This is a genomic window from Dietzia sp. E1 (genome assembly GCF_014145015.1).
GTDB lineage: Bacteria > Actinomycetota > Actinomycetes > Mycobacteriales > Mycobacteriaceae > Dietzia > Dietzia cinnamea_A.
In genome coordinates, this window is the sequence record NZ_JAALDU010000266.1 from 1 (window position 1) to 12640 (window position 12640).

Below are 12640 nucleotides of genomic sequence, written 5' to 3' on the forward strand. Positions count from 1 at the left end.
CTGCTCGTCCGGCTCGACGAGGTCGGCACCCTCGACGCACACCGGCTCCGCCCCCGGATCCGCCGGGCCCGCGCCGACCAGCTCGACGACCTGACCCGCCGCGTCGACGAGGCCGCCGAGCGCGTCCGGCGGCGCGCCGAGGCGATCCCCGCCCCCGAGTACCCCGAACAGCTCCCCGTCAGCGCGCGGAAGGACGAGATCGCGGAGGCCATCCGCGAGAACCAGGTGGTCGTGATCGCCGGTGAGACCGGCTCGGGCAAGACCACCCAGATCCCCAAGATCTGCCTCGAACTCGGGCGCGGCGTGCGCGGCATGATCGGCCACACCCAACCGCGCCGCCTCGCCGCCCGGTCCGTGGCCGAGCGGATCGCGGACGAACTCGGCGTGGAGATCGGCGGACCCGTCGGCTCCGCCGTGCGCTTCGACGACCGCACCGGACCCGACACCTCGGTCAAGCTCATGACCGACGGCGTCCTGCTCGCGGAGATCCGCCGCGACCGGCTGCTCCGCGCCTACGACACGATCATCATCGACGAGGCCCACGAACGCAGCCTCAACATCGACTTCCTCCTCGGCTACCTCAAGCAGATCCTCCCGAGGCGCCCGGACCTCAAGCTCGTCATCACCTCCGCGACCATCGACCCCGAGCGCTTCGCCCGCCACTTCGCGGGGCCCGACGGGAGCCCCGCCCCGGTCATCGAGGTCTCCGGACGCACCTACCCCGTGGAGATCCGGTACCGACCGCTCCAGGTCGAGCACGGCGACCGGGTGATCGACCTGGACCCCCTCGACGCACTCGCCGACGCCGTCGCGGAACTGCTGCGCGAGGACGACGGCGACGTCCTGGTGTTCCTCTCCGGCGAGCGCGAGATCCGGGACGCCGAGGAGGTGCTGCGAGGGCGGAAGTTCCCGCGCACGGAGATCTTCCCGCTGTTCGCCCGCCTCACCGCCGCCGAGCAGCAGCGCGCCTTCCGCGCCCACTCCACCCGACGCGTCGTGCTGTCGACCAACATCGCCGAGACCTCGGTGACCGTCCCCGGCATCCGCTACGTGGTGGACACCGGCCTGGCCCGCATCTCGCGGTACTCCACCCGCACCAAGGTCCAGCGGCTCCCGATCGAGCCGGTCTCCCGGGCCTCCGCCGCGCAGCGGGCCGGGCGCTGCGGGCGTGTGGCCGACGGCATCTGCATCCGCCTGTACTCGGAGGAGGACTTCGAGGCACGCCCGGAGTTCACCGACCCCGAGATCCTGCGCACCAACCTCGCCTCGGTGATCCTGTCGATGGCGGACCTCGATCTCGGTCCCGTCGACGACTTCCCGTTCGTCGAGCCGCCGGACCGCAAGGCGGTCCGCGACGGCATGACCCTGCTCACCGAGCTGGGGGCGTTGACGGTCGACGACGACGAACGCCCGCACCTGACCGAGGTGGGCCGCGACATGGCCGCGCTCCCCCTCGACCCCCGACTGGCCCGGATGGTGGTGGAGGGCCACCGCAACGGGGCGCTGGGAGACGTGCTCGTGGTGGTCGCCGCCCTCACCGTGCAGGACGTCCGCGAGCGGCCCGCGGAGGAGCGGGACAAGGCCGACCAGTTCCATCGTCGCTTCACCGACAAGACGTCCGATTTCCTGGGCTACCTCAACCTGTGGCGCTACCTCACCGAACAGCGCCGCGAGCTCTCCGGCAGCGCGTTCCGCAAGATGTGCAAGGCGGAGTACCTGCACTGGCTGCGCATCCGCGAGTGGCAGGACCTCAACGCCCAGCTGCGGAGCATGTGCCGCGAACGCGGCTGGCACCCGCCCTCCGGCCAGGCCTCCGAGGACGACCTGCACAAGGCGATCCTCACCGGCCTGCTCACCAATGTCGGCATGCGCGACGAGGACGCCCGCGAGTTCCGGGGCACCCGCGGCATCTGCTTCCAGATCTTTCCCGGCTCGGACCTGGCCCGTAAGCCACCCCGATGGGTCATGGCGTCCGAGCTCGTGGAGACCTCACGGCTGTGGGCCCGCGACGTGGCGCGAATCGACCCCGCGTGGATCGAGCAGCTCGGGGGCCACCTCACCCGTACCCAGTACTCCGAGCCGCACTGGTCGGACGCCCGAGGCGCCGCCATGGCCTACGAGAAGGTCCTTCTGCTGGGCCTGACGGTCGTGGAGGCACGCCGCGTGTTGCTGTCCCGGGTGGACGCTCCCCTGGCGCGGGAGATGCTCGTCCGCCACGGGATCGTCGAGGGCCGCCTCGACACGCGCGTGCCGGTCATCCGTGAGAACGCCGAGGCCGTGGCTCAGGCCAGGGAGTTGGAGACCCGCAGCCGTCGCCGTGACCTGGTGATCGACGACGAGGCCCTGGTGGCGTTCTACCTCGAGCGGCTCCCCGGCGACATCACCTCCGGCCGTCACCTCGAGTCGTGGTGGAAGAAGCGCGGCCACCGCGATCCGGACTCGATCCGGCTGACCCCCGCCGATATCCGCACCTCGGAGGCCGCCCCGGACGCGGGCGACTTCCCGCCGTTCTGGCAGCAGGGCGACCGACGATTCGAGCTGCGCTACGAGTTCGACCCGGGTGGTGCCGCCGACGGCATCACCGTTCGCATCCCGCTGCCCCAGCTGTCCTCGGTGACCACCGCCGGTTTCGAGTGGCTGGTCCCCGGTCTCCGCGAAGAGCTCTACACGGAGATGCTGCGCACCCTTCCCAAGTACCTCCGGCGGCTCTGCTCGCCGCCCGCGGAATACGCCGCCCTGCTCGCCCGGGACGTCACCCCGCGCTCCGCTCCTCTGCCGGTGGCCCTGGCACAGGCGCTGTCCGCGCGGATCGGGACGACGGTCGACCCCCGTGAGTTCGACCCCACGCAACTCCCCGATCACCTGCGGGTGCGGTTCGAGGTGGTCGACGGTGAGAAGGTCGTCGCGTCGGGAACGGACCTCGCGGCGCTGCGGACACGTCTGCGGGACAGGGTGCGCGACACCCTCAACACCCGGCTCGTGCCCGACGACGGGCCGTTCCGCCAGTGGAGTGCCGACACCATCGGAGATCTCGCCCCGTCGGTCACCGGCACGGTGGACGGTGTGGAGGTGACGGTCTACCCCGCCCTGCGCGTCGATGCGGACGGCATCCACCGGGTCGCGTGTGCGACGGAGGAGGAACGCCGGACCAGGCAGGCGTCGGCCGTGCTCACGCTCATTTCGTCCGATCTCGTCTCCGCCTCCTCGATCCTGCGAGGCCGCCCGGTCGAGCAGCGACTGGCCCTGACCCAGTACCCGCACGGGGGCGTCGAGGCACTGGTCTCGGACGCCGCCCTGGCCGCGTGTGGCCGGATCATCGCCCGACGGAAGGGCGTGCCGGTGTTGACGGTGGCGGAGTTCGCGGAGTTGCGGGACGCCGCCAGGGCGGAGGTACCGGGGGCCGTGGCATCGGCGATCTCGACGGTCGTGCCCGCCTTGGTCGCGGCGCAGGAGGTGTCCGTGCGTGTGGCTGAGGCCCCGGCCGAGGTCGCCGAGGCGGTGAGACCGTCACTGGAGTTCCTGGTGGGTAAGGGTTTCCTGGCGCGTCATCCGGTCGACGTGCTGCCGCACCTGGAGCGGCACGTGAAGGCGGTCGGTGTCCGACTCGACCTCGCGGAGAAGTCCCCCGCCCGACATCGGGAACTGACAGCCCGGTTGGCGCGGTCGGAGGAGACCGTCGAGGAGGCGTGCGCGGCTCTGCGGCGTCGGCCCGGCGGCGCGCGCGCGACCCGCGAGCTGCGGTGGTTGCTGGCCGAATACAGGGTAGGGTTGTTCGCCCAGTCCCTCGGCACGGCCCGCCCGGTGTCGGCCGAGCGCATCGACAAGGCGGTCGCGAACGCGCTCGCTCCCCGCGCCCGGCGTTGAGCGCCCGGCGGGTCAGACGTTCGCGCGGCGGCTCAGCGGCTCGCGCGGCGGTCTCTGAGTGCGATGATCTCGCGTTCGAAGTCGTCGGCCGAGCTGAACTGCTTGTAGACGGAGGCGAAGCGTAGGTAGCCCACCTCGTCGAGGTCCTGGAGGGGGCCGAGGATCGCGAGACCGATCTCGTGGGCGGGCACCTCGGACGCGCCGCGTGCGCGGACGGTGTCCTCCACCTGCTGGGCGAGGCGCCGCAGGGCGTCCTCATCGATGGACCGGCCTTGGCAGGCGCGGCGAACTCCCCGGACCACCTTGTCGCGACTGAAGGCCTCGGTGACACCGTTGCGTTTGAGGACCGTCAGCAGTGGCGTCTCGAGCGTCGTGAACCGGTGCCCGCACTCCGGGCACTCCCGGCGGCGCCGGATGGCCTGACCCTCGTCGACCGATCGTGAGTCGATCACCCGGGAGTCCTCGTTGTGGCATGTAGGGCAGTACATTCCCGTGTGGCCCTTCGTCGACCGGACTTCACGCCTCCCGGGACGTGGACCACGGGACGCGGGGACGATTGACCACCGTCCCCGACTCATTCTAGGAGGCAGGTGCGCCGGTCACGCGTAGGCGGGCCCGCCGAGGAACGCCACGGCCAGGAGCATGAGTATCCCGAAGGCGATGCCGCAGGCCAGGAGTGCCCAGGCGGGCACGTCATCGACGACACGGGTCGGAGCCGACGACTCGACGCGGCAGGCGCGCACACTGTCGGACGCCACCGGGCGGGCCTGGACGATCCGCCGCGGAGCCGGTGTGCGGGAGGGCGCCGGTGCGAGGGTGGCGACCCGGTCGGCGGAGGCGCCGCGGTTGGGCGAGGCGGAGTCGCGACGGCCCACCGGCCGCGCGCCGGGTCGGGTCCCGGTACGCCCACGGGCCTGACGCTCACCGGACCGGTCGGGATCCCGGCGGACACCGTCCGCGCTTTGTGCGGGTGCGCGGTGCTCTGCCGCGCAGATCTCCGTCCACCGCGCGGTGGAGTCGGTGTGCGAGTGCATCTCCAGAATGGTCATGTCCACTCCCTGCTCGATACGGTGTGCGAAACGGATTCGCACATCCGTATGGATTTCTGTGTACGTCTGTTCGAATACCGATACGCCTAGAGTTGTATCACGCGACTCCGACACGGTCACCATCCCGCGACGAAAAACTTCGAACATGTGTGTGGCGCTCCCCGCTCGGGGGCGATAGGGTGTACACAGATGACGACGTCGAACATCCATTCGCCGAAGGGACCCGAGATGCCGAAGCCCGACTTCGACTCACTGACAGACCGCCAGAAGAGTGTGCTGCTGCACATCCACGACACGGTCAAGGAGCGCGGCTATCCGCCGAGCATCCGCGAGATCGGGGACGCGGTGGGCCTGCAATCGACGTCGTCGGTAGCGCACCAGCTGCGGACCCTGGAGAAGAAGGGGTTCCTGACCCGGGATCCGCACAAGCCGCGGGCTGTCGATGTCCACGGGGTGCCCGGGCAGAAGACCCGGGGTCGCCGGTCGCCCACCAGCGAGGTCCGACGTCCGAGCGGAGCGGTCGAGCCGGTCTACGTCCCGGTCCTCGGCCGGATCGCGGCGGGTGGCCCCATCCTGGCCGAGCAGGCCGTGGAGGAGGTCTTCCCCCTCCCTACCGACCTCGTCGGGTCCGGGGACCTGTTCATGCTCAGAGTGGTCGGTGAGTCGATGATCGACGCGGCGATCTGCGACGGCGACTACGTCGTGGTGCGGCGGCAGAACGTAGCGGACAACGGCGATATCGTCGCCGCGATGATCGACGGTGAGGCGACCGTGAAGACCTTCCGCAAGGACTCCACCGGGGTCTGGCTCCTGCCCCACAACCCGTCCTTCAGTCCCATCCCGGGCGAGCACGCCACGATTCTGGGCAAGGTCGTCACGGTGTTCCGCAAGCTCTGAACCGGCCCTCGACGACAACGCCGCCTGCCCGGGATCGATCGGGTCAGGCGGCGTCGTCGTCGCAGGGGCCGGTCAGGCGGCCCCGTCGCGCGTACTGCTGTCCGAGACGAATTCGCCGAGCTCACCGGCCACAGAGGCGGGCAGCCGGACCACCAGGCGAGTACCACGGTCGGTGTGCTCCTCCTCGACGACCGCGCCCTCCGTGTGGACTCGTGCGACCACGTCACCCCGGGTGTACGGGACCTCGAGAATCATCTCCCGGTCACCGGAGGCCACGATCTGCACGATCCGTTCGAGCAGCTCGTCGACACCCTGCCCCGTGGCCGCCGAGACGAACACCGCGTCCGGCAGTGCGTGGTGCAGCTCGGTGAGCACCACCGGGTCGGCCGCGTCGATCTTGTTGATGACCACCAACTCGCGGGGGCGTTCGGCGTTCTGCTCCTCCACCACCTCGTTGATCACCTTGCGGACCGCCTCGATCTGGCGAAGGGGGAACGCGTCCGAACCGTCCACGACGTGGAGCAACAACTCGGAGTCGACCACCTCCTCGAGCGTGGATCGGAACGCCTCGACCAACTGCGTGGGCAGGTGTCGGACGAAGCCGACCGTGTCGGTGAACACGACCGATCGCCCGTCGGGGAGGTCGGCGCGGCGGGTGGTGGGATCGAGGGTGGCGAACAGCGCGTTCTGCACGAGGACGCCGGCACCGGTGATCCGGTTCAGCAGGCTCGACTTGCCGGCGTTGGTGTATCCGGCAATAGCGATCGACGGAACGGGCGTGGCGCGCCTGCGGTAGCGCTTGGTGTCGCGGGACTGCTTCATGCCCTTGATCTCGCGACGCAGCTTTGCCATCCGCTCGCGGATGCGGCGCCTGTCGGTCTCGATCTTCGTCTCACCGGGGCCACGGAGACCGACGCCGCCGTTACTGCCGGCCCGGCCACCCGCCTGGCGGGAGAGCGATTCGCCCCACCCGCGGAGACGGGGGAGCATGTATTCCATCTGCGCGAGGGAGACCTGCGCCTTGCCCTCGCGACTGGTCGCGTGCTGGGCGAAGATGTCGAGGATCAACGCCGTCCGGTCGATGACCTTGACGTTGACCGCCTTCTCCAGCGCCAGGAGCTGACCCGGGGTGAGCTCACCGTCGCAGATGACGGTGTCGGCACCCGTCGCGGCGATGACGTCCTTGAGAACGCTCACCTTCCCGGAGCCGATGAAGGTCGCCGCGTCCGGCTTGTCGCGGCGCTGGATGAGAGCGTCGCAGACCTCGGAGCCCGCGGTCTCGGCGAGCTGGGCGAGCTCCGCCATCGCGGCATCCGCCTGGGCTGCGGACCCCTCGGTCCACACGCCGACCAGTACGACCCGCTCCAGTCGGAGCTGGCGGTACTCGGCGTCGTTGACGTCCTGGAGTTCGGTGGACAGACCCGCCACCCGGCGCAGCGAGGATCTCTCCTCGAGCTGCAGTTCGCCGATGGATGGATCGAGGTCGCGTGTCGGCCGCTCGACGGCCGTGTGATCAATAGTCATTCCCCTGCATCATCTCACATCGGGGCCGCGTGTGTCGCGTATGCGGGCGTGTGATACGCCCCGCCGTGGAACCGGCCGCTGGCGACGAGCGCGGACGGGCCGGTGAGAGTCGAGCCCCCGTCGGTCAGGTGGACCTCGGCCTCCCCGCCCGGGACCGACACGACGACGTCTCCGGTGCCGCGTCCGGCGTCGGCCAGCGCGGCGACCGCCGTCGCCACGATGCCGGTCCCGCATGACATCGTCTCCCCCGCTCCCCGCTCGTGCACACGCATGGTCACCCGGCCCTCGGCCAGGGGTGTGGCGATCTCCACGTTGACGCCGTGTGGGAAGAAGTCGCGGTCGAAGGTCGGGGCGTCGCCGACCGGCAGGGCGGCCAGAGCCGCGGCGTCCAGCCCGGGCACGACGCAGGCCAGGTGGGGGTTGCCCATGTCGACGGCCACGCCCGCGAAGGTGCGTCCGCCGAGTTCGGCCGAGGAGAGTCCGAGCAGCCGCGGCTCCCCCATGTCCACCCGAACCACGGCGTCGTCGCCGGAGTGGGACACGATCGTCGCGGGCCGCGGCCCCGAACGCGTGCCGATGGCGATCGTCCCGATGTCGGCCCGGTGCGTGGCCACCAGCGCGTGGGCGAACACCCGGACCCCGTTGCCGCACATCTCGGCGATCGATCCGTCCGCGTTGCGGTAATCCATGAACCAGTCCGCGGGGTCGACCCCGTCCGGTAGCGCGGGGAGGACCCCACGATCGACGAGGGCGCCAGCGGTGGCGATCCGGAGGATCCCGTCGGCACCGATCCCGGCGCGTCGATCGCAGAGCGAGCGGACCAGCGCCTCGTCGAGGTCGAGCTCGGCGTGGTCATCGGGCAGGATCACGAAATCGTTGAGGGTGCCGTGGCCCTTGAGGAAGGCGATGCCGTCGGCGTCCGTCGGCGTGGTGTGCTCCGGAGTCATGTCGCGATCGTACTCGCGACGGACCGGCGTTCCGCACTGCGGAAAAGGCAGATGAAGCGCCACGACGAGGACATTAGAGTCGGTCGGGAGAACGATCCCCTACCTGAGGAGAGCATCGATGTCCGAACGCATCACCGTCGGCGGTATCCAGGTCGACGAGGTCCTCTACGACTTCGTCAACACCCAGGCGATCCCGGGCACCGGGGTCGACCCCGACGCGTTCTGGGCCGGTGCCTCCGAGATCTTCGCCGACCTCGCCCCCCGGAACCGCGAACTGCTCGCCGTGCGGGACGAGCTGCAGTCGAAGATCGACGCGTGGCACCACGAGAACCCGGCACCGATCGACCAGGCGGCGTACAAGGAGTTCCTCCGGGAGATCGGTTACCTCGTGCCCGAGCCCGAGTCGGTCTCGGTCACCACGGAGAACGTCGACGCGGAGATCGCGACCGTCGCCGGTCCGCAGCTCGTCGTGCCGGTCACCAACGCGCGGTTCGCCATCAACGCCGGCAACGCCCGCTGGGGTTCGCTCTACGACGCCCTCTACGGCACCGACGCCATCCCCGAGACCGACGGTGCCGAGCAGGGCGACTCCTACAACAAGGTCCGTGGGGACAAGGTGATCGAGTGGGCACGTGAGTTCCTCGACGACGCGGCGCCGTTGGCTTCCGGCACCCACGTGGGGACCACCGGGTACGCGGTCGTGGACGGCACGCTGCAGGTCACGCTCGCGGACGGCGCGACCACCGGGCTGGCCGACCCGGAGAAGTTCGTGGGCTACCTCGGGGACACCGCCAGCCCCTCCTCGGTGCTGCTGCGCAACAACGGCCTGCACATCGACATCCAGATCGACCCGGACTCCCCCATCGGCTCGACGGACGCGGCCGGCGTCAAGGACGTGGTCCTCGAGTCCGCCGTCACGACGATCATGGACTTCGAGGACTCCGTCGCCGCTGTCGACGCCAAGGACAAGACGCTCGGCTACCGCAACTGGCTCGGCCTGATGAAGGGTGACCTCTCCGAGGAGATCAGCAAGGGCGGCAAGACGTTCACCCGCGTCCTCAACGACGACCGCGTCTACACCTCTCCGGACGGCTCCGGGGAGGTCCGCCTCCACGGGCGCTCGATGCTGTTCGTCCGCAACGTCGGCCATCTCATGACGAACCCCGCGGTCCTGGACGCCGAGGGCAACGAGCTCCCCGAGGGGATCCTCGACGCGCTGATCACCGCGCTGGCGGGCATGCACGGGATCGCGGAGGGCAACGAGCGCGGCAACAGCCGCAGCGGGTCGATCTACATCGTCAAGCCCAAGCAGCACGGGCCCGACGAGGTCGCGTTCACCACCGAGCTGTTCGGCCGCGTCGAGAAGCTCCTCGGCCTGCCGACCAACACTCTCAAGGTCGGCATCATGGACGAGGAGCGCCGCACGTCGGTGAACCTCGCCGCCTGCATCGCGGAGGCCACGGAGCGTGTCGTGTTCATCAACACCGGGTTCCTCGACCGCACCGGCGACGAGATCCACACCTCCATGGAAGCCGGGCCGATGATCCGCAAGGGCGAGATGAAGTCCGCGCGCTGGATGAACGCCTACGAGGACTTCAACGTCGACACCGGCCTGGCGTGTGGTCTCCGGGGCCGCGCGCAGATCGGCAAGGGCATGTGGGCGAAGACCGACCTCATGGCGGAGATGCTCGCCGAGAAGATCGGCCAGCCGCAGGCCGGCGCCAACACCGCCTGGGTCCCGTCGCCGACCGGTGCGACCCTCCACGCGACCCACTACCACCGCGTCGACGTCCTGGCCCGCCAGGAGGAGCTCCTCGCCGGCGGTCGTCGCGCGAGCGTTGACGACATCCTCACGGTGCCGCTCGCCCCGAACACCGACTGGTCGGACGAGGAGAAGAAGGAGGAGGTCGACAACTCCTGCCAGACCATCCTCGGTTACGTCGTCCGCTGGGTCGAGCAGGGTATCGGCGTCTCGAAGGTGCCGGACATCCACGACGTGAACCTCATGGAGGACCGAGCCACCCTGCGGATCTCCTCGCAGCTGTTGGCCAACTGGATCCGCCACGGCATCGTCACGGCCGAGTTCGTGGAGGATTCGCTGCGCCGTATGGCCGAGGTCGTCGACAAGCAGAACGCGGGCGACGACGCCTACCGGAACATGGCGCCGGACGTCGAGTCCTCGATCGCTTGGCAGGCGGCCCGCGAGCTGATTCTCGAGGGCACCACGCAGCCGTCGGGCTACACCGAGCCGATCCTGCACCGCCGTCGCCGCGAGTTCAAGGCCGCCAACGGGCTCTGACCCCTGCGGGAATCCGCTACTCCCCCTCCGCATCCGCTACCCCTGTACAGGTAGCGAATCCGGGCCGGAAGTAGCGGATTTCCGCTATCAGGACGGCGCCACGCCGCACGGTCGGTCAGCCGAGGAGCCCCTCCACCGCGGCCCTCAGGACGTCGACGGCGGCGTCCCTGCGGTCGCGGGTGAACCGCGCCTCGGGCCCGGAGGCGGAGATCGCGAACGCGGCGTCGCCGGTGCCCACGGCGATGGCCACGCACCGCACCCCTTCCTCCTGCTCGGACTCGTCGGTGGCGAAGCCCCGGCGTCGGACCTCGTGGATCTGCTCGATCAGCGCACCGACCTCGACGAGGGTCGAGTCGGTGTAGCGGCGCATGCCGGCCCGTTCCAGCATGGCGCGGATCTCGGCGTCGTCATCGCCCGCCACGAGGGCCTTGCCCACCGCCGTGCAGTGGACCTCGACGCGCCGCCCCACCTCCGTGAACATCCGCATCGAGTGGGGCGAGGGCACCTGGGCGAGGTAGACTACACCGTCGCCCTCTCGGACGGCGAGGTTGGCGGTCTCCCCGGTGCCCTCGACGACGGCCCGCAGCACGGGCTCCGCCCACGAGACGGTCGCGCGCTCGGCCGCGTCCCCGATCCGTTGGAGGCGGGGGCCGAGGAGGTAGCCGCGGCCGGCGTCACGGCGGAGGTGTCCGCTCTCGGCGAGGGTGCCGCAGAGCCGGTGGACGGTCGCGGCGGCCAGACCGGTGTCGGCGACCAGTTCACCGAGGCTGGCGCGCCCCCCGCGGCGGGACAGGGCGTCGAGCAGCGAGAACGCGCGGTCGACGGACTGGACGCGGGACCGCCCGCCGCCGGGCGCGGTCATCGGGATCCCTCCCCCAGGATCCGCAGCGCCGCGTCCAGCGGGCGCGGGGCGTCGTCGGCCCGGTCGCGGGTGTCGGTGTCTATCCACCGGATCCGGTGGTCGCGGCCGAACCAGGACCGTTGACGGCGGACGTAGCGGCGGGTGCCGATGACCGTCCGCTCCTCCGCACGGGCCAGCCCGTCGTCGTCGATGCGCAGGGCGTCGTCCATCTCGTCGAGGACCTGGGCGTAGCCGATCGCCCGGCGGGCCGTGACGCCCTCGAGGAGCCCGACTCCGACGAGGCCCCGCACCTCCTCGACGAGCCCGTCGGCGAACATCGTCGAGGTCCGGGCGGCCAGCCGGTCGTCAAGCTCGGGCAGCGCGCACCGCAGGCCGATCAGACGGGTGCCGAATCGCGGCTCGCCGATGGTCGGTCGGGACGCGGAGAACGGCCGCCCCGTGAGCTCGACGACCTCCAGTGCGCGGACGGTGCGCCGCGGGTCGGTGGGCAGGATGGTCCGCGCCGCCTCGGGGTCGACCCGTGCGAGTTCGTCGTGCAGGGCGCGGACGCCGATCTCCTCCAGCCGCCGCTCGTAGCGAGCACGCACCTCCGGATCGGTGTCGGGGATGCTCCACCCGTCCACGAGCGCCTGGATGTACATCATCGACCCACCGCACAGGATCGGCACGTGCCCGCGGTCACGGATCTCGGCGATCTCCCGCTCGGCCTCATCGCGGAAGTCGGCGACGCTCGCGGTGTCGGTGACATCGAGGACGTCGAGTCGGTGATGCGGGATGCCGCGACGCTCCTCGGGCCTGAGCTTGGCGGTGCCGATGTCCATGCCGCGGTACTGCTGCATCGCGTCGCAGTTGACGACTTCGCCGCCGAGGCGTTTGGCCAGATCCAGCGCGAGCTCCGATTTGCCGGTGCCCGTGGGCCCGATCACGGCGACGGGGGCCGGGCCGGTCATGACCACCACCCGCAGTGGTAGCCGACGCCGAACGGCGCCCAGGACAGCCGTTCTCGCGCGGCGCGCCCGTCCACGAGGTCGGCGAGGACGAGCCACGCGGCACGGCTCCACCACCCGATCTCCTCGGCGACGTCAGCCCCGGGGTCGGGGAGCCCGCCGGGGTCTCGGAGCCACCGGCCGAGCCGGGCGTCCAGGTCGACGCCGCGCGTGTCCTCGGGGACGGGGGCGCGCGGCGCGAGGGAGGCGGG

General features: G+C 70.6%; 9 protein-coding genes and 1 pseudogene. 3 read left to right on the forward strand and 7 right to left on the reverse strand.

Annotated elements, in window-relative coordinates; all coding sequences use genetic code 11:
- Positions 1 to 3864: ATP-dependent RNA helicase HrpA (gene hrpA, locus G6030_RS09590; protein WP_241724278.1), on the forward strand; the 3864-nt coding region annotated here is incomplete at its 5' end.
- Positions 3865 to 3896: 32 nt separating this feature from the next.
- Here the strand turns inward: hrpA and nrdR are convergent.
- Positions 3897 to 4352: a transcriptional regulator NrdR gene (gene nrdR / locus G6030_RS09595; protein ID WP_007626979.1), complete on the reverse strand. Its 456-nt coding sequence runs from the start codon at positions 4350 to 4352 to the stop codon at positions 3897 to 3899.
- A 111-nt stretch (positions 4353 to 4463) separates the two neighbouring features.
- Complete coding sequence (locus G6030_RS09600; RefSeq protein WP_182642983.1) at positions 4464 to 4913, reverse strand: hypothetical protein; 450 nt, start codon at positions 4911 to 4913, stop codon at positions 4464 to 4466.
- A 228-nt stretch (positions 4914 to 5141) separates the two neighbouring features.
- Between G6030_RS09600 and lexA the strand changes: the two genes are divergently transcribed.
- Positions 5142 to 5810, forward strand: a complete 669-nt coding sequence (lexA, locus tag G6030_RS09605) for a transcriptional repressor LexA (protein ID WP_061915590.1) — start codon at positions 5142 to 5144, stop codon at positions 5808 to 5810.
- 72 nt (positions 5811 to 5882) lie between these two features.
- Here the strand turns inward: lexA and hflX are convergent, their stop codons facing one another.
- Positions 5883 to 7334, reverse strand: coding sequence for a GTPase HflX (gene hflX / locus G6030_RS09610; protein ID WP_061915556.1), 1452 nt, complete (start codon positions 7332 to 7334; stop codon positions 5883 to 5885).
- Between the two features lie 14 nt (positions 7335 to 7348).
- On the reverse strand, positions 7349 to 8281 hold the full coding sequence (dapF, locus tag G6030_RS09615) for a diaminopimelate epimerase (protein WP_182642985.1): 933 nt from the start codon (positions 8279 to 8281) through the stop codon (positions 7349 to 7351).
- 118 nt (positions 8282 to 8399) lie between these two features.
- On the opposite strand from dapF, the gene G6030_RS09620 reads away from it, so the two are divergent.
- On the forward strand, positions 8400 to 10580 hold the full coding sequence (locus G6030_RS09620; RefSeq protein ID WP_182642986.1) for a malate synthase G: 2181 nt from the start codon (positions 8400 to 8402) through the stop codon (positions 10578 to 10580).
- 115 nt (positions 10581 to 10695) lie between these two features.
- Here the strand turns inward: G6030_RS09620 and G6030_RS09625 are convergent, their stop codons facing one another.
- The 3 genes and pseudogenes from G6030_RS09625 to G6030_RS09635 all read right to left on the reverse strand — a co-directional run.
- Entirely contained in the window at positions 10696 to 11442 is a 747-nt protein-coding gene (locus G6030_RS09625; RefSeq protein WP_182642987.1) for an IclR family transcriptional regulator, read from the reverse strand.
- On the reverse strand, positions 11439 to 12392 hold the full coding sequence (gene miaA / locus G6030_RS09630) for a tRNA (adenosine(37)-N6)-dimethylallyltransferase MiaA (protein ID WP_182642988.1): 954 nt from the start codon (positions 12390 to 12392) through the stop codon (positions 11439 to 11441). Before miaA ends, G6030_RS09625 begins: the two co-directional genes overlap by 4 nt.
- Positions 12389 to 12640: pseudogene (locus G6030_RS09635) on the reverse strand (hypothetical protein); the annotation flags it as partial. The pseudogene G6030_RS09635 and the gene miaA, both read right to left, overlap by 4 nt.